This window comes from Magnetospirillum aberrantis SpK (assembly GCF_011022235.1).
Lineage (GTDB): Bacteria > Pseudomonadota > Alphaproteobacteria > Rhodospirillales > Magnetospirillaceae > Magnetospirillum > Magnetospirillum aberrantis.
In genome coordinates this window covers 147,967-169,714 of record NZ_JAAIYP010000044.1, presented here as the reverse complement: position 1 = coordinate 169,714, position 21,748 = coordinate 147,967, and the positions used below count along the sequence as shown (strand labels likewise).

The window sequence follows — 21,748 nt, the reverse complement described above, 5'->3', positions numbered from 1 at the left end:
GGCCGCTCGAGAGCAGGATCCCGGCACTCGAATGCAGACGTTGGTTCAGATTTTTTGCCCCAAGGTCGATGCGCTATAAATGCCGCACGCCCATCACAGCTTTAGAATCCAGCTTCCTTTGTATGGCGCACGGTCAGAACGACAACATCGCGCCCATCGTAATGATACCGCGCAACGTAGCCGCCATCGCCGAACTCAATCAGCCAATCACGGAATTGCGGCTCCATATCGTCAACGGGTCGGCCGATTTCAGGCTGCGCCGCCAATATTTTCACGCTGTCGCGGATCGCCCGCACCGCCCGAGACGCGGCCGCTTGGCTTTTCGGCCGTAGAAACGCGTGCAACCGTGCCACGTCCTGTACCGCCAGAGGCGACCAGATCAGCCGTGGCATTCAGGGGGCTCAACGTCCTCGCCTGCTTCAAGCTTGGCAAGCCAAGCATCGGCTTCGGTGGCCGTGATATGCAAGCCGGTCGTTTGATAATCGCTCCAGGCGGCGATGGCTGATTGGCGAAACTGTTCGCGCTTTTCCTCGCGTTCAACGTATTGCGCGATGGCTTCGCGCATGATCCAGTGCGGCGAACGGCGTTGAGCGACAGCCAGCCTCTGCACCTTGCCCTTTATCTCGTCGTCGAGTTTCAGGCTTGTCGTGGATGCTGCCACAATGCAGTGCTCCTAGGTGTTACCTTGGAGCACTATAGCGCTTTCCTATGGCCGATTTCAACGTCGCCGGGGGCGAAGGTTTCCGCTTGGCGGCCCTTTTGCCCCATTCCGCATCGCGCCCATTTCAGCCACCCTATCGGTCGGTACCAATTCCTCTTACCGGACCTTCCCCGCTTCTTCGGGCGGCCGGGGCTGCGGCCTAACGCTCATGCAAGAACAAAACGTGATTGACGGGGTGGTCGCCACTTTGCTATCTTGAGGTCATCAACCCCACAGCCACGCCCGAACGGTTTCCGCCGTCCGGGCTTTTTCATGCCCGCAATCCGCCCGGCGCCGGCAACGGCCCTGGGCTTTTTCGTGCTTGTTTGAAAGGAGCGTGACCGATGTTCGAAGACATCCAATCCTTCTTCACCACGCGACCGAAACGGCCGACCGCGTCGCTGGGGGCCGGCGCCTCGGCCGAGGACGATCCCGCCATGCCCACCTTCCAGAAGGCGTGGAAGGACGGCGCTCTGATCGAGGACCTGTTCGGCCCCAGCCCGTTCACCTTGCACGGCAGCGTCGGCCGCAGCGGTGCCGACAATTTCCGCCCCGACGTCGCCAAGGTGGAAACCCTCCTGGGCGACGCCGGCTATTACAAGCCGCTGACCAATGACGGCCCCAACGGCTGGCACAATTCCAACCTGGACGAGGCCATCCGCAGCTTCCAGAAGGACAAGGGGCTGGAGGTGGACGGCTTCCTCAAGCCGAACGGTCCCACCATCGGCAAGATCGGCAGCCTGTTGGGCGGTTCCGGTCCGCAGGGAAGCGCCAAACCCAGCGACCCGTGGGAAGTCAAGGTGGGCGGCCGCAATCCGGGCGATCCCAAGACACTGAAACCGCCGGCATGGTGGCAGGCCATCGGCGATGGCGATGGCGACGGCGACGGCGAGGACCCGGAGCCGTTCCCCGGACAGCCGCGTCTGCCGTCGCCCGTTCCTCCCGGCGGTGAACCGGTGCCGCCGGCCGGCCTTGGCGTCAACCATTTTGTCGAACACCGGCCGACGCAAGAGCAGATGGATCAATACCAGGCGGAGTATAAGAAATGGGTGCAGGACAACTGGGATGCCATCCAGAAGAATCAGGAACTGAAGCGCCAGGGGCTGCCCACCATTCCGCTGCCACCTCCGCCCCGCAATCCCCGGGAAGGGATACCGGGCGTCCTCTATGCCGTCGATCCGGCGGGAGCCACGTCGTCGCCTGCGGGTAAGCCGGCCCCTTTCCCCAACCACACCATCAACCAGGACGGCATCGACGGCAACCAGGCCTATGCCGAAATGCTGGGACGCGATTCCGACCCCAGCCAGACCGCGCGCATGCTGAAACGCGCCATCGACGATTACGGCGACCAGGGGCGCGGTGACGTCGCCGATTTGCTGGCGCGGTTCAAGAAGATCGACGGAACGAAGGCCGAGGATCTGCGCCGCGAATTGCACAAGGCCACCGGCGAGATTCTGCCCTACCGCCTTGCCCCCTTGGGCGAGGGTTTCCGCGAACTCACCGAAGAGGAGAAGATCGCCGCCGCGCCCAAGACCCCGTTCGGGTCCGCCCAGGGCGCCGACCGCTGGGCGGCGGGCACCATGGCCGACGCGCTGCTGGGCAAGGGCGATTACGCCGACGCCATCACCCACTTCCAGGGCGAGATCGGCCGCAACCGTGCCGAGGCCATGCCCTATCTCGCCGCCGTGCACGAGATCATGGGCGAGAAGAATCCCGGGCTGGCGGCCAAATTCGCCACCCAGATGCAGAAGGCGGGGTTGGCGGCGGAGGCGGAGAAAAAGCCGGAGACCGCGCCAAAACCGGTCCCACCCAAACCGGCGCCGATTCCAGCCCCAGAGCTGCCAAAACCCGAACCGGCGCCTCAGCCGCAACCAATTCCTCCGACGCGGCCTGCCACGCAGCCTACAGAGAGCAAGCCGGCTCCGGTTCCGCCGGAAACCACTCCGCCTGTTCAAGGGAAACCCGAGCCTGGAAAGGGCGGGCCGATCATCACACAGCCAATCCCCCCTGTGGCGAAGCCCAGCCCGATCCCGCCGCCGGGTGCTCCGGGCGGACCGATGAAACCAGCCCCCGACCTTCATCCATCGGTGACCATTGAATTCGACGGAAAGGAGTTTAAGGCCATTGAAGACGGCAAGGTGGTCAAGAGTTGGCCGGCGGTTTCAGGCCGTCCGGGATATCAGGGAGCGGAACATCAGGGGGAAAAGGACAAAGGTCCTCTGCCCGAAGGTGAGTGGGTTTTGAGGCAGGACCAGTTGCAGAACATCGACAAGCTCTCCGAGTGGGAGCGCTTGAAGGGGCGCTTTGGAGGCAGCAGTTGGCCGGGCCTGGAAGATTCTTGGGGCAAGACTCGTATTTGGCTTGAGCCAGGAGAGGGGACTGATACCAAGGGGCGTGGCGGTTTCTCTGTACACGGCGGCAAAACGCCAGGTTCTGCTGGCTGTATCGACCTCACCGATCAGATGGAGGATTTTGCAAACTACTTCAAGGGCATGGGAAAGGACGTAAAGGTCCGCGTCGATTATCATCGAGAATAGACGCCCAGATTCGAATTGAACGGGTGTGGTGCGGTCACTTAATCTCTGCTGCTGACCGCACCACAAACGACTGAGAACAAAATGAGATGGTTGAAAGGAGTAGCTCGATATGCCGGGGTCGCGATCCATGCGGCAGCGGGGCTGGCATTGCTCAGCATGTCGGTTGACCCCTATTTGGGGAGTCTGAAGGATTTTCGTTTTCCGTGCGAGCCTTGCGGTTGGTATTATGAAACAAAATTGACCTATTTTTTAACCTTCGCAGTTCCTGGCGCGCTCTTGTTAGTGTCTTCTGGTATCATGTGGCGTTCCAGATCGCGGCGATTTGTGTTTCTAGGACTGGTGCTACTTCCCGCTGTGGTCTATCTGTTTTTTTTTGCATTATCCGGCTCTGCATGAGATGGGGGTATCTGCAAATCTCAATTCCATGGCATTGGCAACGGGTTCTCATTGCGGTGTGCCTTGTTAGGTGCAATCGTCGCGGATTGCCTGGCTGCTGATTGGGGGGAGAACACCGTAGGGTACCCGCACCCACCCGCCCTACCACCAACAAGCGCCATGGGTCAAATTTTGCCGAAACACGTTTCTGCGGCAATGTCCGGTTTCCCTGTTTGACATCCGATAGCCGCCTTTCCCCTTCCGGCTATTACAAGCCGCTGACCAATGACGGCCCCAACGGCTGGCACAATTCCAACCTGGATCAGGCCATCCGCAGCTTCCAGAAGGACAAGGGGCTGGAGGTGGACGGCTTCCTCAAGCCGGGTGGTCCCACCATCGGCAAGATCGGCAGCCTGTTGGGCGGTTCCGGTCCGCAGGGAAGCGCCAAACCCAGCGACCCGTGGGAAGTCAAGGTGGGCGGCCGCAATCCGGGCGATTCCAACACACTGAAACCGCCGGCATGGTGGCAGGCCATCGGCGATGGCGATGGCGATGGCGACGGCGACGGCGAGGACCCGGAGCCGTTCCCCGGACAGCCGCGTCTGCCGTCGCCCGTTCCTCCCGGCGGTGAACCGGTGCCGCCGGCCGGCCTTGGCGTCAACCATTTTGTCGAACACCGGCCGACGCAAGAGCAGATGGATCAATACCAGGCGGAGTATAAGAAATGGGTGCAGGACAACTGGGATGCCATCCAGAAGAATCAGGAACTGAAGCGCCAGGGGCTGCCCACCATTCCGCTGCCACCTCCGCCCCGCAATCCCCGGGAAGGGATACCGGGCGTCCTCTATGCCGTCGATCCGGCGGGAGCCACGTCGTCGCCTGCGGGTAAGCCGGACCCTTTCCCCAACCACACCATCAACCAGAACGGCATTGACGGCAACCAGGCCTATGCCGAAATGCTGGGCCGCGATTCCGATCCCAGCCAGACGGCGCGCATGCTGAAACGCGCCATCGACGATTACGGCGACCAGGGGCGCGGTGACGTTGCCGATTTGCTGGCGCGGTTCCAAAAGATCGACGGGACGAAGGCCGAGGATCTGCGCCGCGAATTGCACAAGGCCACCGGCGAGATTCTGCCCTACCGCCTTGCTCCCCTGGGCGAGGGTTTTCGCGAACCCACCGACGAGGAGAAGATCGCCGCCGCGCCCAAGACCCCGTTCGGGTCCGCCCAGGGCGCCGACCGCTGGGCGGCGGGCACCATGGCCGACGCGCTGCTGGGCAAGGGCGATTACGCCGACGCCATCACCCACTTCCAGGGCGAGATCGGCCGCAACCGTGCCGAGGCCATGCCCTATCTCGCCGCCGTGCACGAGATCATGGGCGAGAAGAATCCCGGGCTGGCGGCCAAATTCGCCACCCAGATGCAGAAGGCGGGGTTGGCGGCGGAGGCGGAGAAAAAGCCGGAGACCGCGCCAAAACCGGTCCCTGCGCCCACACCTGCACCGGCTTCAGTTCCGACTTCTGCTCCAGCGGTCCCGCCAGCGAGCCCGCCATCTGCTTCCGCGCCCGTTTCCAAACCGGACCCGGAGAAGAAGCCAGGAACCAAGGAAGGAAATCCTGGTGGTTTGGGTGGCGCCGTTGGCATTGCCGCCGGTCAAACGGATATGCCGACTGTCCCGAAAAATGGCGGCATTGCCGGAGGCGGGAAAAGCGGGAAAGTTACCTCTCGTGCCTCCAAGGTATTGCGCGATGTGACAGGAGGAGCTCGAGCAAATATATTGAAGCCAATCACAAGAACGCTGAGCGTCTGAGGATCTATTGCGCGGACAATTCCGTTCCTTGGGGCATTCGCTACCTTTCTGGACTTCATCAATTACATGAACTCGGATGAGCCGCCCCCACCTTCCGCATAGAACGTCATAACTATCGACGGCGCCAGGAAATGCCGACCGTTGAAATTTGAGGCGGAACGTGGGTAACGTAGGCTTACGGGGCGGGGCTGGCCGCGCAAACACACGACCATCACCTCCATGTCGCTTCGCGGGATAATCTCAGAATTGCGTGCTGAGTAACCACCGTCACCCTCAAGCTAGACCCAAAAGTGACGGTGGTTTTCGCGGCAGAGCAACTCGGACAAACCTTCTTTCAAGTTCCTGGAGTAGAAATTGGATCGAGAAATTCTTTACTCCCTTATCTCAAAGATATCTGGGGTCTCTAAAGGAATTTCGGATTCAACGCGGATTTACCATGACCTGTTCATTTCCGGCGAGGATGCTTACGAGTTTTTTGAAGAGGTTCATCGTGCATTTGGAACGGATCTGTATTCCCTAGACTTTTCGAAATATTTTCCAGATGAATCCGAGTCTTTCATCTGGGGTCTGCTTATGCGCCTTGGCGTTAAGTACAAGAAAAAAGAAATAACAATAGGCCATCTTTTGGAGGTTATCCGAAAAAAGGCTTGGTTTGATCCATAATCACGCAGCCCCGGCGGAAAAATATGTCCAACATTGTGTCGTTGCCGCTACGCTATTCTGGGATTCCATGGCCTGAAGCGTCATAGGGGAGACGTCGCGATGGTAGAGACGGCATTGCTTGGCCTGCGTCCCTCATTACAGTCGTCTCGTCCATAGCGGACTGGCAGCATCCGGCCCGCAACGGGCATTGGTGGACGGTCCAGTCATGCCGCATTCCGTTCTCCCGTCGTCTCCCAATTTTTCGCGCCCATGCCAACGGCCAGTTGCGAAGCATCCGGTTTTGCGCTTTCATCCACTGGATAGAGATAAAGCGTTGGAAAACAATATTTAATTCTGATTTTCCATAAAATTCTTCGCATTTCGCACGGGGGCGATGGCGATGACGGAAATGGTGATTGGGGCACCGGGAATCGACGCCAGGACGGCAATCCAGAGCGTCAACCAGTCGCTTCAGGGGCCGGTGGCGGAAATCCTGGGGCGCTTCGTGCCCGAATTGCGACGCCTGCCACCGGACAGGGCCTATGAACGGGTGCTCGACGACATCGGGCTGTTGCAACGCTGTTTCGCCGCCTTCAACGCCCAACGCGACAGCTTCAAGGCTGTCCTGCTGGATGCCCAGGCACGGCCGGTGAGCGACGACCGGGCGATCCTGTCTTGTGGCCGCACCTTGGAACAGGTGGTGGCGATGATCGTTCGCTCGGCCGCCAAGCGCTATTTCCGCCGCAAGCTGGACAGCGCCGGCCATCATCACAACCTGCATGACGCGTCGTTGCGCAAGGACATTCCGGCCAAGGGGCTGGTGCACCGCCTGACCTCGGTTCTGGGCGAGACCAAGCCGACCAAGCCGGCGGTCAGCGCCAAACCGGTCCGCTCCCGCGCAGACGAGCTTTACGACGCCATCAAGGAACACCTGTTGCACGACTGGCAGGTGCCGTTGGTCCCCACCTATGCCGATATGAGCCCCAACTTGGCCCGCGCCCTGGGCGCCAAGATTTTGGACCTGCGCACGCCCGAGGATTTGCGTCGGGTGGTGGATGATCCGGCCGAGGCGGCGAAACTGTTCGACATCCCGGCCGAACAGGCGGCCAAGACCGAGCCGGCCGCCGCCAGCGCCGGCCGCCGCGACGAACGGGCCCGGCTGTCCGACGTGTTGACGCCGGACAACCGGCGTCTGCGGGTCGAGGCGCTGGCCAACGCCCTGGTGCGGCCCGACGTGCGGGCGCAATTGGGGGCCGGCCCCGTGGGATTGCGGCTGACCGAGGTCTTGCGCGGCGTCGGCGGCATGCCGGTCAAGCTGTTGGTGGCCGAGCTGGGCCTGACCGTCGAGCAGTTGGCGGTGTTCCTGTTGGTCGCCCACGAGACCATGGGAACCGAGGTGTTCGGCCGCATCTTCGGCCAACCCGGCGAGGCCGACCTGGTCATGCGCGTCACCCAAAAGGCACGGCTGGCCGGCATCGGCCAGCGCAGCTCGCTGCCCGAATGCGCCGCCTTCGTGCGCGGGCTGTTCGCTCGTTTCGCTTGCCGGTCTTAGGGTTTCGGTAATCAGCACCACGTCATAGTCGCATCTGGAAAGGTGTGCCCTGGGGAACGGGTCGAGCGCATCGGAAGAGGCGTCATGCCGCAAGTACGGCTGGAAGATCACAACAGCGTCGTCCGCAGGATCAGCGAGACCTTGCAAGGCCCGGTGATGGAAGCCTTGGGCGAGTTGGTCCCTGAGGTTCGCCGTCTGCCTCGGCGCAGCGCCCTTGAGGCGGTGATGGACGACGTCGATCTGTTGCACCGTTGCTTCCTGGCCTTCCGCACCAATCCCGACCGCTTCCGCGCGCTTTTGGTCAACAAGCACAAGGTGCCGGTGGACGACGCCGAAGCGTTGCTGGAATGCGGCCGCAGCCTGGACCAAGTCATCGCCATGGTGGTGCGCACCGCCGCCAAGCGCCATTTCCGCACCCGCCTGGACGGCAGCCCCAAGGCCCGCCGCGCCCGCCCGCTTTATCGCGCCCAACGCAAGAGCCTGCTGGAACGGCTATGGAGCGCGCTGGGAGGAGAACCGGCGCACCCAGCCCTGGGCGGCGGTTACCAGGCGCCGAAAAGCCGGGGAGAAGCGCTGTACGAGGCCTTCCAGGATTATCTGTTGCATGACTGGCAAGTGCCGATGATCCCCGAATACGCGCTGTTGTCGCCCGGCACCGTGCGCCGGCTGGGCCCCCGGCTGCTGGATTACCGCATCGCCGAGGACATCCGCCGCCTGCGGGTCGATCCCGACAACCCGCCGCCGCCGACACCGTTGACCGCAGCGCCGCAACAGGCGTTGGCCGGGATGGCGTTGCCGGCCTTCCTGACCGCGCCCAAGGACGGCGCCCCCATGGTCAGGCCCGCCGCCCCGCCGCCGCCGGAAGCGCCCCCGCCCACCGCCGCCGTCACCGCCATCGTCACCGCCGACACCCGCGTCAGCGATGGCATGGCCAAGTTGGAACCGGAAGCCGCCGACAGCACCATCAAGGACGAACGCGCCCGCCTGGACGACATCCTGGGGCCCGATGGCAAGCGGCTCAAGGCCAACGCCTTTACCCTGGTGCTGTTGGATCCCCAGGTTCGCGCAGCCATCCCCCATTCGGAACAGACGGTGCGCATCACCGCCATCCTGGGCACGGTCAACGGTCTGGCCGGCAAGATGCTGGTGGGCGAACTGGGGTTGCGCACCGACCAGTTGGCGGTGTTCCTGATGACCGCCCACGCCGCCCTGGGCGACAAGCGTTTCGAGACAGCCTTCGGCGTCCCCGGCCGTCCCAGCTACATCGCCCGTATCGTCGAACGGGCCAAGATCTACAAGATCGGCCAGGACTCGTCGCTGCCGGCAATCGCCGAATTCGTGCTGGGCAGCTTCAAGACGGCGGAAAAATAAGACCATATCCCGGTGATCGGAACCGATCCCCGGTGCCCTCAAACGGCGGGCGGGTTTCTCCGAAACCCTGGCCTCCCGCGGCATAAGCCGCGCGGCCCATCGCGGACAATGTCCGCCTTCGGCAGAGGGGCCTAACCAAATCCCGATGAGTTCCTCTCATCGGGATTTGGTATAACGCCCGTTCACCCCACCTTGCGAAACACCAGATTGGCGCAATCCAGCGCCTTGGCCAAACGATCGAAGGAACGGTCGTTCTCGATGGCGAAGGCGGGGTTGTTGCCGGGAACTTCCAGAACCAGTTCGCCCGCGTCGCCGTAAAGACGGGATTCGCGCAACAGATTGGGCGCGCCGCCCGACAACGTGTGGGCCAGCCGAAGCGCCGAACCGATGACGCGGCAACGTTGCAGCCGGGCCTCGTCCAACAATTGGATGGCCATCTGCGCCTGCGGCGTGTCGTCGCTCCCCTGATAACGGTGGTAGATGACATAAGCGATGGCGGCGCGGTCGCGATGTTCCACCCCCATGAACGGCAGCCGCAGGATACGCAAGAAAGCCTGTTCGGCGCGGTAATCGGGGTGTTCGTTCCAGAAGATGTCAGACACCAGGCAACAGGCATGACGCAAGCGCGCCTGATGCTGCGTTTCGTTCGGGAACAAGGGCGCCATCCACGCCATCAATTCGTCGCCGTGTTCGGGGAAACGGGCGTTCATCTGGGCCATCTGGCGGCACACCGACAACAGCGGGTCCTGTTGGCGCAACCGCTCCGGCAAACGACGGTAGAAATTGCCTTCCCGCATGCCGTAGATGGAAAACACCAGACGGTCTGGATTGGTGGCGTGGATGACCTTTTCCAGGATCAGCGCCGCCAGCGGCAGGTTGGCGATACGTTTCTTCGAAACGCCGGGAACCTTTTCCAGCGACTTCTTGCTTTGCGAGGACACCAGTTCGATGATCCGCAGCGCCTCGCGCGCTTCCAGCGAGAAATTGTCCAACACCGTCAGCGGATGGTGGGTCTGGCTGATGCAGATCCGCGCGATGGCGCGCCATGCACCGCCCACGGCGTAAAGAGCACGGCCCGTGCCTTCCTTGAGCCAGGGCACCGCCTTGAGATGGCGGTCGATGATGGCCGCCGCCTTGACCTTGTCGTCACCCGACGCTTCGGACAGTCGCAACACCCCCAGGGGCATGGTGACATATTCGCCGAAATCACCGTTCTGCACGGTCACCAGCTCCAGCGACCCGCCGCCCAGGTCGGCGACGATCCCGTCGGCATCGGGAGTGCCGCACAACACCCCCATGGCCGCCGCCTTGGCCTCCTGGCCGCCCGACAATACCCTGACCTCGACCTGATAGCCCTGTTCGATGGCACGGACGAAATCCTCGCCATCGGCGGCGTCGCGCACCGCCGCGGTAGCCAGGATGTCGAGCCGCTCCACCTGCATGGCCCGGCTGAGCGCCACATAGCGCCCGACCACCGCCACCGCCTGGGCGACACCGGCGGGATTGAGGCGGCCGCTGGTGCCCAGGCCCAGGCCCAAGGCGCACACCGCCTTTTCATTGTACAGCGGCACCGGCACGCGGGCGGCGCCGTCGTATACGCACAGGCGGATGGAATTGGAACCGATGTCGATGATACCCACCGGTTCCAGGTGGCGCTTGATCTTCATGCCCTCAGAGATCCTTGCCCAGCACCAGCTTCGGCTTGCGGCTCTTTTCCGAGGCGCTGCCGCGTCCCGACAGGCTGGGATTGGTCATGAAATAGGTGTGGGCGTTGAAGCCGTTCTCGACCGAGGGCATGCGGGTATAGGTGCCGTCGGCGCCCAGAATCCAGCTTTGCTCGTTGTCCTTCAGGTTGGCCACCATGATCTGTTCCAGGATCTGGCGATGCACGGTGGAATTCTCGATGGGCACCAGGGTTTCGACGCGCCAGTCCATGTTGCGCTGCATCCAGTCGGCCGACGAGATGAACACCTTGGCCTGACGCGACGGCAGGCGGGCGCCGTTGCCGAACGCCACCACACGCGAATGCTCCAGGAAGCGGCCGACGATGGACTTGACCCGGATGTTGTCGGAAAGGCCGGGCACGCCGGGCCGCAGGCAGCAAATGCCGCGAATGATCAGGTCGATCTGCACCCCGGCCTGGCTGGCGCGGTAAAGCGCGTCGATCAGCGTGGGATCGACCAGCGAGTTCATCTTGGCCCAGATGGCCGCCGGCTTGCCGGCCTTGGCGTTCTCGGTCTCGGCCTCGATCAGCGCCAGAAGCTTCTTCTTGAGGCCCAAGGGCGCGATGTTCAGCTTTTCCATCTGCTCGGGCGTGGCGTAGCCGGTCATGTAGTTGAAGGCCTTGGCCGCGTCCAGGGTCAGCTTGGGATCACAGGTGAAATAAGACAGGTCGGTGTAGATCTTGGCGGTGATGGGATGGTAGTTGCCGGTGCCGAAGTGGACATAGGACACCAACCCGCCGGATTCGCGCCGCACCACCAGACTGATCTTGGCGTGGGTCTTGAGCTCAAGGAAACCGAACACCACCTGGGCGCCGGCGGCTTCCAGGTCGCGGGCCCAACGGATGTTGGCTTCTTCGTCGAAACGGGCCTTGAGCTCGACCATGGCGGTCACCGACTTGCCCGCCTCGGCCGCCTCGACCAGCGCCTTGACGATGGGGCTGTCCTTGGAGGTGCGGTAAAGCGTCTGCTTGATGGCGACCACGTTGGGGTCGCGCGCCGCCTGACGGATGAACTGCACCACCACGTCGAAGCTTTCGAACGGATGGTGGACCACGATGTCCTTCTTGCGGATGGCGGCGAAGCAATCGCCGCCGAAATCACGCACACGCTCGGGGAAACGGGCGTTATAGGGCGGAAACAACAGGTCGGGACGTTCGTCGGTGATGACCTGTTTGGTGTCAACCAGTCCTATGGAGGACTCGAACTCGTACACATCGCTTTCGGCCACGTGCATCTCGGCGATCACCAGTTTCTTCAGTTCCTCGGGAATCGAGGTGTTGAAGGTCAGACGGATGACATGGCCGCGACGGCGGCGCTTGAGCGCCGTCTCGAACACCCGGACCAGATCTTCCGCTTCCTCGTCGATGTCCATTTCCGAATCGCGGATGACCCGGAACATGCCGTGGCCTTCCATGCGGAAGCCGGGAAACAGCTTGTCCAGGAACAACAGAACCAGGGTTTCCAGCGGCAGGAAACGGATCGCCTCGCCCGGCAGGCGGATGAAGCGCTCGGTCTGCTGCGGCAACGGCACCAGGGCGCGCAACACCTCGCCGTCATCCAGGCGGAACAGATGCAGCACCAGCGCGATGCCGGCATTGGGAATGAACGGGAACGGGTGCGCCGGATCGATGGCCAACGGCGTCAGCACCGGAAAAATGTGCTCCATGAACCGGCTTTCCAGCCATTTCATGTCGGTGGGCGTCAATTCCTCGGCGTCGATCACCGCGATGCCGACGGCCCGCAACTCGACCTTGAGCTCGCTCCAGCAGCGTTTCTGAGCGGCCAACAAATCGCTGGCCTCACGGTTGATGGCCGCCAATTGCTGGGCGGGGGTCAGCCCGTCCTCGGACGTGGTCATGACGCCGGCATCAACCTGCCCCTTCAGGCCGGCGACGCGCACCATGTAGAACTCGTCCAGGTTGGACGCGGAAATGGACAGGAACCGCAGGCGCTCCAGCAGCGGATGGCGGGGATTGAACGCCTCCTCGATGACCCTTAGGTTAAAAGCCAGCCACGACAATTCGCGGTTGATGAAACGGTCCTTGGAACCAAGGTCGATGGCCGGGGTCTCGACGGATTGCGGTGTTGTCACGGATCTTTCTCCGAATAGGATGCGCTAACGTCGCTGACCTCCTTTATATAGTTTCACAAGGACCCTGTCATGGCCGCGAGGATGACGGAAATGCGACAGCTTTTTTTGCTGCGTCACGCCAAATCCAGTTGGGACGACAACGTTCCCGACGATTTCGACCGCCCGCTGAACGGCCGGGGCCGCCGCAACGCCCAAGCCCTGTCCACCCATCTGGCCCATGGCCATGTGCGGCCGGCCCTGGTGCTGTGTTCGGCGGCCAAGCGGACCTCGGAGACCTACGACATTCTTGAACCGGCGCTGGAAGGCGTGCCGGTCGCCTTCGAAAGCGACCTGTACGAAGCGACCAAGCACGACCTCATGACCCGCCTGCGCCGGTTGGACGACCATTTGTCCAGCGTCCTGGTGATCGGTCACAATCCCGGCTTGGAACGTCTGGCCGCCGCCCTGTGCGCCGGTCATGGCGAAAAGGCGCCGCTGGCGATGCTGGCCGAGAAGTATCCCACCGGCACATTGGCGGTGCTGGAAACCGACATCGAACATTGGGCGGCGCTGGAAGACGGCTGTTGCCGTCTGGCCCAGTTCGTGCGCCCGGCCGATCTGGGATAGCCGCGTCGGCCGGACGCTTTTACTCACTCCACCTTGCCGGTGGTGCCGTTCACATGGATCTCGCGCACCCGGCCCTGGTCGTCGGCGGCCTTCACCTCCCAGCGACCGTGCTCGTAATCCATTTCGCGCAGGTCCCAGAAGCCGGTTTCGGCCGCCGCGACCATGGCTTCGACGGCACCGACGCGCGGCGCCACCTTTTCCGGCCGGCCCGGCCGGGCATGGCTGAAATCGTCGGTCAGGAAGGCGGTGTGGGGATCGACGCCCACCTTGACCAACTGCCCGTCGGTCGCGACGACACGCGCTTCGAACACGCCGTCCTCAGCCTCGATGGAACGCAGTTGCAGACCGTCGGCACTCAGCTTGTGCACCAGATAGGCGGCCGGCAAGGACTGTTCCTGGGCCACGGCCGGCAGGGCGGAAACGCCAAGGACGACAGTGACGACAGTGGCGACGGTGGCGGAAAGAATGGAAAGGGTCTTCATGGCAACCTCCTGAGGGATCGTGTTGCCGACCAAATTGCGCCACCGCCCCTGAGCCTGGCGTGAACGACCCGTTCAGGAAGCGTTCAGCTTCGGGGTCAGAACAAATCGCCCTGGCGGTCGTCGCGTTCCATCTTTTCCAGGACGGAGCGGGCCAGGGAAACCGAGATGGCCCGCCGCCGTGCCAGCGAGGCGGCGTCCATCGCCTCGACCACCGCGCGGGCGGCGGCGAAGCTGCGTTCCATCCGGCCCAGGACATAGCCCACCACGTCCTCGCCGACCCGCAACTGGCGGTCGGCGAATTGCTTGACCAGGATGGCGGCCAACAAGGCGTCGTCGGGCGCGCCGATGCCCACCGCCGGCGTCGCCGCCAGCCGCGACGCCAGATCGGGCAGACGGACCCGCAGCCGAGCCGGCGCCGACCGCCCGGCCAGCACCAGCCAACGACCGGTTTCCTTGGTCAGGTTCCACAGATGGAACAACGCCGTCTCGTCGGCAAGCCGGTCCAGGTCGTCCACCATCACCACCGAGGCGTGGACCACCAACTTGGGCACAGCATCGACGGTCAACGCCTCGCCCGTGGTGGTCACCACCTGCCCCAGACGGTGATGCGAGGAAAACGCCGCCAACAGATGCGACTTGCCCGACCCCGGAGGACCATAGACCGCCAGCGCGTGCGCCGGCCAGTCGGGCCAGCGTTCCAGCCATGCCACCGCCTCGGCGTTGCAGGGCGCCACCAGGAAATCGTCGCGGCCCAGGGCGGGACGGTGCCCCAAGTCCAGCGCCAGTTGGAAATCACTCATTGCGGCCCGTGTCCGTGATAAAGCGGGCTAGAGAGATAGCGGCCAAGCGCGAACCGGACAAGCACCCCGATCACCGCCGCCAACGGCACCGCCAGCAACAATCCGACGAAACCGAACAGCGCGGCGAAAGCCAGCAAGGCGAACATGATCCACACCGGGTGCAGACCGACCTTGTCGCCCACCAGCTTGGGCGTCAGGAAGTTGCCCTCCGCCACCTGACCGATGGCGAACACCACCGCCACGAACACCGGCAAGTGCCAATCGGCGCCCTGAGCCAGGGCCAACCCCATGCCGGTGACGAAACCGGCGATGCTGCCCAGATAGGGAATGAACGACAACACCCCGGCGCCCAGGCCGATCACCAGCCCAAGGTCCAGCCCCACCACCGACAGCCCGATGCCGTAGATCAGGCCCAGGCACAGGCAAACCGTGGCCTGACCGCGGATGAAGCCCGACAGGGTGCGGTTGATTTCCTTCATCTGGGTGCGGATGGTGTCGGCGTGGTCGCGCGGCAGCCACGAATCCACCCTGGACACCATCTTGTCCCAGTCACGCAACAGGTAGAACGTCACCACCGGCGTGATGAACACCAAGGACAGCACGTTGAACACCGCCAACGACCCGCTGAGCACGCTGCGCAGCGCCCCCAGCCCCCAACTGGCGAAGGTGCCGGCATATTCGCCCACCGACGAGCGTAGTTTTTCGATGTCGCGCGGGGAAAGCCGCTTCTTGGCCTCGACCAGCAACGGCTGTAGCCGTTCGTTCAAGGTGTCCACGTATCCCGGCACCTTGTGGGCGAAGGCCAGCACCTGATCCTCGATCACCGGCACCAGGATGACCAAGGCCACCACGACCACCATGAAGAAGCTGGCGGTGATGACGCTGGTGGCGGCCAGACGCGACAGCCCCGCCCGCTCCAGCCGGTCGGCCAGGGGATCAAGGAAATAGGCCACCGCCATGCCGGCCACGAAAGGCAGCAGCATGCCCCGCAACACGTAAAGCAGCGCCAAAGCCAGCGCCAACCCGATCAGCCAAAAGCGAAGCCGTTGTCCCGAGGTCATTCCCAAGATTCCCCTTGGCGTCCATCGGCTTGTGGGTACCCGTTCCGTAAGAAAAGCGCAATGGCTGCGAAGAGGTAGCCTTGAACCCGAGGCCGCGACACCGTAGCCTTCAAGGCACCATTCCGCCCTTGGGGGGGCACCGGCATCATGCCCGACACCGACGACCTGATCCATGCCGCCCTGGCGGCGCTGGCCGAAGACCGCCTGGACGACGCGGTGGAAACCGCCGCCCGCGCCCGCGCTTCGGCACCGTCCAACGCCGCCGCGCGCTTGGCCGAGGCGCGGGCGTTGCGCGCCGTGCGCCGACTGGACGAGGCGGCCGAAGCGGTGGCCGAGGCCCGCCGGCTGGCCCCCGATGACACCGCCGTCACCCACACCATGGCGTTGATCGAATTGTCACGCGGCAATTGGGAAAACGGCTGGCGCCTGTTCGAGGTCCGGCTGGCGATGCCCCAGCGCAGGGAGTTTCGGTTCTCGCACCGGGCGCCGCCGATGTGGCGGGGACAGGATCTTTCCGGCCACAGCCTGCTCCTGCGCTGGGAAGGCGGGATTGACGACACCATCCAGATGCTGCGCTATGTCGAGCCGCTGACCTGTACCGGATGCACCTTGTTCCTGGACGTGCAGAAACCGTTGCTGCCCTTGGCGGAAACCCTGCCCGGCGTGGCTGGAATCACCGCGTCCGACAGCGACGATCCGGTCTTCGGCCATGCCGACTTTTTCCTGCCCATGCTCAGCCTGCCGCGCCACGCCGACGACCATCTGGCCCGCCCCTGTCCGCCCTATCTGACCGCCGATCCGCGTCGCGTCGCCGGATGGAAGACGCGGCTGGCCGCCCTGCCCCGGCCGTGGCGGGTGGTGCAATGGCAGGGATCGCCCGTCGCCGGTTCACAGCCGGACCATGCCCGCTCCGTCCCCGCCGAAACCTTCGTGGCCGCGTTCGCCGGCCTGTCCGGCAGTCTGATCTCGCTCGACAAGGACACGCGCTGCCCGGCTGGCATCATCGACCTGAGCGCGGAAGCGGACGATTTCGCCGATCACGCGGCCATCCTGACCTTGGCCGACCATGTGGTCACCGTGGACGGCGAGCTTGCCCATCTGGCCGGGGCGCTGGGCGTCGCCGCCCAGGTGCTGGTGGCGGTCAACGCCGACTGGCGCTGGCTGGCCCCCAATTCCGGCAATCTTTATCCCTCGCTGGTTCCGCACCACCAGGAACGCCCCGGCGGCTGGGACACACCGTTGGCCGCCGCCGTCACCGCCCGGAAACGGGACGCATGATCCAATAGCCCTCGGCCGGTTCCAGTCCCAGGCCGGCACGCTGAAGCGCGGCCACCACCTGATCGTGTTCGCCCACCGTGTGCAGCACCAGCGCCGCCTCGGCCTTGGACAGGCTGACCAGTTCCCAACGCCGCACCTGCGGCACCTGGGACAGGCGTTCACGCACGTTCAGCCAGTCGGCGAGCCCTGCCAGCGGCACCAGTGTCGACAGGCTGCCGACACGATCGAAAGCCAACAGGTTGGGTTGCTTGAACACCGTGTCCATGCCCCGGCTGATGTCCCGCACGGCGCGCAACATCACCGCGTCCAGGTTTTCCCCTTCGGTCAGGGGATAGGCGATGGAATCGAACGGTTTGGGCGCGGACGGGCTGGCGATCAGGCTGACATCCAGCCCCTTGCCGCCGGGACTGGGACTGGCCACCGCCACCACCACGTCCGAGGTCCGCCACCGCGCCCCCATGCTCTGCATGGCCTGGACATCGCCGGCCAAGGCGCGTTCGGCGGTGATGGTCTGAACGTCGGCCAGATCGCCCGGCGGCACCGCCACCGGCACCAGCCCGCCGCCGCCCAGGGCGTTCCAGGCGTCGCGCCAGGGATTGGGGTCGTCCCACAGCACGGCCCGCCCGCCGGTCGGCACATAGACCGGCACCACCACCAGAACCCGGCCGCGCGGCTCGGCATAGGCGATGCCTTCGCCCTGCAACAGCTTGCGCACCGCCGTCGGATTGAATCGCACGGTCAGCGTGGCGATGTAGCGGGTCGCCGAGGACCGTTCCTGATCGACGCTGAAATCGCGCACGTACAAGGTGCCGTCCACCTTGGGCAGGCGGGCATGGTCGGCCGGCTGGGTCAGCCGTTCCAGAAGCGTGCGGAAAGCGCGCTCCTGCCCCTCGGCCAGGGCCTGTTCCTTGGCCGCCTGAGGATTGGCGGCGGTCACGTCCACGTCGACGCCACGCACGGCGAAGGCGTCGCCCGCCGCCTGCGCCCAAACTGGCGAGACGGCGCAGACCATGACCAGGACGGCCAGCGACAGCAGCCATGCGCGGGGAAAGCGGAGAGAAGGCATTGAAAACCGTCCGGGTTGGAGTATCTTCGGGCCGCCCGAAGCTCTGATCGCGAGACGGGACACCATACCACACGCTAGCCGACGAGGAAGACCATTCCCGCCCCCACCGAAACGCAGGGCCTGACCTACCGTGACGCCGGTGTCGACATCGACGCCGGCGAGGCTTTGGTCGAGGCCATCAAGCCGCTTGCCAAGTCCACCGCCCGCACTGGCGGCGCCGCCGGGCTGGGCGGTTTCGGCGCGCTGTTCGACCCCAAGGCCGCAGGCTTCAACGACCCCATCCTGGTGGCCACCACCGATGGCGTCGGCACCAAGCTGAAGGTCGCCATCGACGCCGGCAAGCATGACACCGTCGGCATCGACCTGGTGGCCATGTGCGTCAACGACCTGGTGGTCCAAGGCGCCGAACCGCTGTTCTTCCTGGACTATTTCGCCACCGGCAAACTGGACGTCCAGGCGGGCACCGCCATCGTCTCGGGCATCGCCGAAGGCTGCCGTCAGGCCGGCTGCGCCCTGGTCGGCGGCGAGACCGCCGAAATGCCGGGCATGTACGCCAAGGGCGATTACGACCTCGCCGGGTTCTCGGTCGGTGCCGCCGAACGCGGCCAGTTGCTGCCCAGTGTCGACGTCAAGGCCGGCGACGTGCTGTTGGGCCTCGCCTCGTCGGGCGTGCATTCCAACGGCTATTCGCTGGTGCGCCGCATCGTCGAGAAGGGCGGCCTGTCCTATGCCGATCCCGCCCCCTTCGCGCCGGGCAAGACGTTGGGCGATGCGCTGTTGGAGCCCACCCGCATCTATGTGCGTTCCACCCTGGCCGCCATCCGCGCGGGCAAGGTCAAGGCCATGGCCCACATCACCGGCGGCGGCCTGATCGAGAACGTGCCGCGCGTCCTGCCCGAGGGCGTGGTCGCCCAGATCGACGCCACCCGATGGACCATGCCCGAAGTGTTCAAGTGGCTGGCCGCCGAAGGCGGCGTCGCCGCCCACGAAATGGCCCGCACCTTCAATTGCGGCATCGGCATGGTGGTGGTGGTGGACGCCGCCGACGTCGCCGAGGCGACCCGTATCCTCTCGGAACACGGCGAAACCGTCTACACCATCGGCCAGCTTCGCACCCGTCAGGGCGACGAGGCGCAAAGCCAAGTGACCGGTTTCTAAGAACGATCCCCCCCTCCCGCCGGACGGGAGGGGGGGATCATCCCTGCGGAGCGCTCGCATGAAGAAGAAAGTCGGCGTTCTCGTCTCGGGGCGCGGATCCAACCTCCAGGCGCTGATCGACGCCATCGTCGCCGATCCCACTTTTCCGGCCGAAATCGTTCTGGTCATCTCTAACGTCGCCGGGGCCTACGCCCTGGAACGCGCCGCCAAGGCCGGCATTCCCACCCGCACCATCCCACACAAGGGCTTTCCCTCGCGTGAGGCGTTCGACGACGCCATGGATCGCGAATTGCGCGCCGCCGGGGTCGAGATCGTCTGCCTTGCCGGTTTCATGCGCCTGTTGTCCACCGCCTTCACCCAAGGCTGGGCCGGCCGCATGATCAACATTCATCCGGCGCTGTTGCCCAGCTTCAAGGGGCTGCACACCCACCAACGCGCGCTGGAGGCCGGGGTCAAGCTGCATGGCTGCACCGTCCACCTGGTGACCCCGGAACTGGACGACGGCCCCATCCTGGTCCAGGCGGCGGTGCCGGTGCTGCCCGACGACGATTCCGACACCCTGGCGGCCCGCGTCCTGGAACAGGAGCACCGTGCCTATCCGCTGGCGCTCAGGCTGGTCGCCGAGGGCAAGGTGACGGTGGACGGCCCCCGCGCCCATGTCGACGCCCCCGGCAACGGCGCTTTGATGAATCCCCTGCGTTAGGCCCGTCCCGCGCCCAGAGCATGGCTGTACCCAAGGAACAGCCATGTTCTTGCCTCAAATTTACGACTATCTGCTTGGGTGTGCATAAGACACTCTTGGCGCAAAGGTCCCCCGCATGTCACTCAGTCAATTTTCCATCCCGCGCCGCATCGCTGGCGGCTTCGCCATGGTCCTTGCCCTGCTGGTGATCGTGGCCCTGCTGGGCGGTCGCGGGCTGCATAGCGGACGCATCGCCATCGACCTTTATTCCGACGTCGCCGAGGCCGCGCTCCAGATCAAGGATGCCGACGCCCGCTTCGAGGAATTGCGCCGCCATGTGGTGGCCGGCGATTACGACAAGGGTGACGAGACCCTGCGTCAGATCGAAACATTGATCGCCGAGACCGCGCCGCGGGCCGGCACGCCGGAATTGAGCGAGGCGCTGGCCTCGGTCTCGCCAAAGCTGGAAACCTACCGCTCGCTGCTGGAGCGTCTGCGGACCGGACAGGCGAGCATGGGCGAGATGGTCGCCGCCGGCAACACCGCGCAAGGATTGTTGGATCAGGTCGAGGAACGGCAGATCGCCTTCCTGCGCGCCCAGGAGGAAGAGGCGAAAAGCGCCGCCCTGACCGCCGAGATCGCCGACAGCGTCATTTCCGCCCTGGCCGTGGCGTTCGGCGCCCTGGTGGCCTGGATGATCGGTTCGGGCATCGCCAAACCGCTCAAGGAAATGACCGCCGCCATGGCCCGGCTGGCCGAGGGCAAGCTGGACACCGCCATTCCCACGGCCACCGGCAAGGACGAGATCGCCGCCATGGCCGAAGCGCTGGCGGTGTTCAAGTCGAACGGCCTGAAACGTCTGGAACTGGAGGCCGCCCAGCATGCCGCCGAAGCCCGTCGCGCCCAGCGCCAGGAAGCGGTGGACCGGCTGACCGCCGCCTTCGACGGACAGGCGTCGCATCTGGTGCGCACCGTCGCCGACACCGCGTCCGAATTGTCCAATACCGCCACCGGCCTGTCGGCCGCCGCCGACCAGACCTCGCGTCAGGCGACCTCGGTAGCCGCAGCCTCGACCCAGGCCAGCACCAACGTCGAGACGGTCGCCGCCGCGGCCGAGGAACTGGCCGCCAGCATCGGCGAGATCGGCCGTCAGGTCAGCCATTCCAACGAAATCTCTCGCCGCGCCGCAGACGAGGCCAAGCGCACCGATTCCGACGTCCAGCAACTGGCCGTCACCGCCAACCGTATCGGCGAAGTGGTCAAGCTGATCAACGACATCGCCAGCCAAACCAATTTGTTGGCGCTGAACGCCACCATCGAGGCGGCACGGGCCGGCGAAGCGGGCAAGGGTTTCGCGGTCGTCGCCAACGAGGTCAAGAGCCTGGCCAACCAGACCGCCAAGGCCACCGAGGAGATCGGCGCCCAGATCGCCGCCGTGCAGGACCAGACCAAGACGGTGGTGGACGCCATCCGCTCCATCGGCGACGTCATCGATGAAGTCTCGGCCATCGCCGGTGCCATCGCCGCCGCCGTGGAACAACAATCGGCGGCAACGCGCGAGATCGCCCGCAACGTCGAACAGGCGGCGGCCGGCACTTCCGAGGTCAGCAGCACCATCGCCGGCGTACAACAGGCCGCCGGCGACACCGGCGACGCCGCGACCTCGGTGCTGGGGGCCGCCCAATTGCTGTCGGGACAGGCGTCCGAACTGCGTCAGGCGGTGGACAAATTCCTGGCCGATGTCAAGGCGGCCTGACGGTAACCGTCCGGTCACCTATCCACGGTTGGTTTCCGCCCCGGCCCGCGCTATC

At 64.5% G+C, this 21,748-nt stretch carries 18 protein-coding genes; 10 read left to right on the top strand and 8 right to left on the bottom strand.

Annotated elements, in window-relative coordinates:
- Positions 1-101 precede the first annotated feature (101 nt).
- Together G4223_RS17750 and G4223_RS17745 are read right to left on the bottom strand one after the other, a co-directional pair.
- Positions 102-392: a type II toxin-antitoxin system RelE/ParE family toxin gene (locus tag G4223_RS17750; protein ID WP_163682476.1), complete on the bottom strand. Its 291-nt coding sequence runs from the start codon at positions 390-392 to the stop codon at positions 102-104.
- Positions 380-661 carry a CopG family ribbon-helix-helix protein gene (locus G4223_RS17745; RefSeq protein WP_338086918.1) on the bottom strand — a complete coding sequence of 94 codons (282 nt, stop codon included), beginning with the start codon at positions 659-661 and terminating at the stop codon, positions 380-382. Before G4223_RS17745 ends, G4223_RS17750 begins: the two co-directional genes overlap by 13 nt.
- A 383-nt stretch (positions 662-1,044) precedes the next feature.
- On the opposite strand from G4223_RS17745, the gene G4223_RS17740 reads away from it, so the two are divergent.
- The 5 genes from G4223_RS17740 to G4223_RS17720 all read left to right on the top strand — a co-directional run bounded on the left by G4223_RS17740 (position 1,045) and on the right by G4223_RS17720 (position 8,988).
- Positions 1,045-3,237 (top strand): L,D-transpeptidase family protein, encoded by a 2,193-nt coding sequence (locus tag G4223_RS17740; protein WP_163682474.1) that lies wholly within the window; start codon positions 1,045-1,047, stop codon positions 3,235-3,237.
- Between the two features lie 608 nt (positions 3,238-3,845).
- A complete protein-coding gene (locus G4223_RS17735; protein WP_163682471.1) occupies positions 3,846-5,423 on the top strand; it encodes a peptidoglycan-binding protein in 1,578 nt (525 codons plus the stop codon).
- A 354-nt stretch (positions 5,424-5,777) separates the two neighbouring features.
- A complete protein-coding gene (locus G4223_RS20455; RefSeq protein ID WP_163682469.1) occupies positions 5,778-6,086 on the top strand; it encodes a DUF1493 family protein in 309 nt (102 codons plus the stop codon).
- 373 nt (positions 6,087-6,459) lie between these two features.
- Complete coding sequence (locus tag G4223_RS17725) at positions 6,460-7,617, top strand: hypothetical protein (protein ID WP_241004197.1); 1,158 nt, start codon at positions 6,460-6,462, stop codon at positions 7,615-7,617.
- 84 nt (positions 7,618-7,701) lie between these two features.
- Positions 7,702-8,988, top strand: a complete 1,287-nt coding sequence (locus G4223_RS17720) for a hypothetical protein (RefSeq protein WP_163682467.1) — start codon at positions 7,702-7,704, stop codon at positions 8,986-8,988.
- A 182-nt stretch (positions 8,989-9,170) separates the two neighbouring features.
- Here the strand turns inward: G4223_RS17720 and G4223_RS17715 are convergent, their stop codons facing one another.
- Both G4223_RS17715 and G4223_RS17710 read right to left on the bottom strand, forming a co-directional pair.
- The gene (locus tag G4223_RS17715; protein ID WP_163682466.1) at positions 9,171-10,655 is read right to left on the bottom strand and encodes a Ppx/GppA family phosphatase; all 1,485 of its coding nucleotides are present in this window, start codon (positions 10,653-10,655) and stop codon (positions 9,171-9,173) included.
- 4 nt (positions 10,656-10,659) lie between these two features.
- Entirely contained in the window at positions 10,660-12,804 is a 2,145-nt protein-coding gene (locus G4223_RS17710) for an RNA degradosome polyphosphate kinase (RefSeq protein ID WP_163682464.1), read from the bottom strand.
- 90 nt (positions 12,805-12,894) lie between these two features.
- Between G4223_RS17710 and G4223_RS17705 the strand changes: the two genes are divergently transcribed.
- Positions 12,895-13,410: a SixA phosphatase family protein gene (locus G4223_RS17705; protein WP_241004196.1), complete on the top strand. Its 516-nt coding sequence runs from the start codon at positions 12,895-12,897 to the stop codon at positions 13,408-13,410.
- A 23-nt stretch (positions 13,411-13,433) separates the two neighbouring features.
- On the opposite strand, the gene G4223_RS17700 is transcribed toward G4223_RS17705, so the two are convergent.
- The 3 genes from G4223_RS17700 to G4223_RS17690 form a co-directional block, all read right to left on the bottom strand.
- Positions 13,434-13,892 carry a PepSY domain-containing protein gene (locus tag G4223_RS17700; RefSeq protein ID WP_163682460.1) on the bottom strand — a complete coding sequence of 153 codons (459 nt, stop codon included), beginning with the start codon at positions 13,890-13,892 and terminating at the stop codon, positions 13,434-13,436.
- 95 nt (positions 13,893-13,987) lie between these two features.
- Positions 13,988-14,692 carry an HdaA/DnaA family protein gene (locus G4223_RS17695; RefSeq protein WP_163682458.1) on the bottom strand — a complete coding sequence of 235 codons (705 nt, stop codon included), beginning with the start codon at positions 14,690-14,692 and terminating at the stop codon, positions 13,988-13,990.
- Entirely contained in the window at positions 14,689-15,753 is a 1,065-nt protein-coding gene (locus G4223_RS17690) for an AI-2E family transporter (protein ID WP_163682456.1), read from the bottom strand. The genes G4223_RS17695 and G4223_RS17690 overlap by 4 nt, the downstream gene beginning before the upstream one ends.
- A gap of 147 nt (positions 15,754-15,900) precedes the next feature.
- Between G4223_RS17690 and G4223_RS17685 the strand changes: the two genes are divergently transcribed.
- Positions 15,901-17,031 (top strand): tetratricopeptide repeat protein, encoded by a 1,131-nt coding sequence (locus G4223_RS17685; RefSeq protein ID WP_163682454.1) that lies wholly within the window; start codon positions 15,901-15,903, stop codon positions 17,029-17,031.
- Here G4223_RS17685 and G4223_RS17680 read toward each other — a convergent pair.
- Entirely contained in the window at positions 17,006-18,097 is a 1,092-nt protein-coding gene (locus tag G4223_RS17680) for a DUF2066 domain-containing protein (protein ID WP_241004195.1), read from the bottom strand. The genes G4223_RS17685 and G4223_RS17680 overlap by 26 nt on opposite strands.
- Before the next feature lie 120 nt (positions 18,098-18,217).
- Between G4223_RS17680 and purM the strand changes: the two genes are divergently transcribed.
- The 3 genes from purM (at position 18,218) to G4223_RS17665 (ending at position 21,693) form a co-directional block, all read left to right on the top strand.
- On the top strand, positions 18,218-19,255 hold the full coding sequence (gene purM / locus G4223_RS17675) for a phosphoribosylformylglycinamidine cyclo-ligase (RefSeq protein ID WP_163682592.1): 1,038 nt from the start codon (positions 18,218-18,220) through the stop codon (positions 19,253-19,255).
- A 58-nt stretch (positions 19,256-19,313) separates the two neighbouring features.
- Positions 19,314-19,958 carry a phosphoribosylglycinamide formyltransferase gene (gene purN / locus G4223_RS17670; RefSeq protein ID WP_163682450.1) on the top strand — a complete coding sequence of 215 codons (645 nt, stop codon included), beginning with the start codon at positions 19,314-19,316 and terminating at the stop codon, positions 19,956-19,958.
- Between the two features lie 115 nt (positions 19,959-20,073).
- Positions 20,074-21,693 carry a methyl-accepting chemotaxis protein gene (locus G4223_RS17665; protein ID WP_163682448.1) on the top strand — a complete coding sequence of 540 codons (1,620 nt, stop codon included), beginning with the start codon at positions 20,074-20,076 and terminating at the stop codon, positions 21,691-21,693.
- Positions 21,694-21,748: the final 55 nt, after the last annotated feature.

Coding starts and splice junctions, on each gene's coding strand:
- G4223_RS17725 (WP_241004197.1), top strand. CDS start 6,460: ATGGCGATGACGGAAATGGTGATTGGGGCACCGGGAATCGACGCCAGG.
- G4223_RS17715 (WP_163682466.1), bottom strand. CDS start 10,655: ATGAAGATCAAGCGCCACCTGGAACCGGTGGGTATCATCGACATCGGT.
- G4223_RS17750 (WP_163682476.1), bottom strand. CDS start 392: ATGCCACGGCTGATCTGGTCGCCTCTGGCGGTACAGGACGTGGCACGG.
- G4223_RS17720 (WP_163682467.1), top strand. CDS start 7,702: ATGCCGCAAGTACGGCTGGAAGATCACAACAGCGTCGTCCGCAGGATC.
- G4223_RS17700 (WP_163682460.1), bottom strand. CDS start 13,892: ATGAAGACCCTTTCCATTCTTTCCGCCACCGTCGCCACTGTCGTCACT.
- G4223_RS17695 (WP_163682458.1), bottom strand. CDS start 14,692: ATGAGTGATTTCCAACTGGCGCTGGACTTGGGGCACCGTCCCGCCCTG.
- G4223_RS17680 (WP_241004195.1), bottom strand. CDS start 18,097: ATGCCTTCTCTCCGCTTTCCCCGCGCATGGCTGCTGTCGCTGGCCGTC.
- G4223_RS17665 (WP_163682448.1), top strand. CDS start 20,074: ATGTCACTCAGTCAATTTTCCATCCCGCGCCGCATCGCTGGCGGCTTC.
- purN (WP_163682450.1), top strand. CDS start 19,314: ATGAAGAAGAAAGTCGGCGTTCTCGTCTCGGGGCGCGGATCCAACCTC.
- G4223_RS17705 (WP_241004196.1), top strand. CDS start 12,895: ATGCGACAGCTTTTTTTGCTGCGTCACGCCAAATCCAGTTGGGACGAC.
- G4223_RS17685 (WP_163682454.1), top strand. CDS start 15,901: ATGCCCGACACCGACGACCTGATCCATGCCGCCCTGGCGGCGCTGGCC.
- G4223_RS17740 (WP_163682474.1), top strand. CDS start 1,045: ATGTTCGAAGACATCCAATCCTTCTTCACCACGCGACCGAAACGGCCG.
- G4223_RS17690 (WP_163682456.1), bottom strand. CDS start 15,753: ATGACCTCGGGACAACGGCTTCGCTTTTGGCTGATCGGGTTGGCGCTG.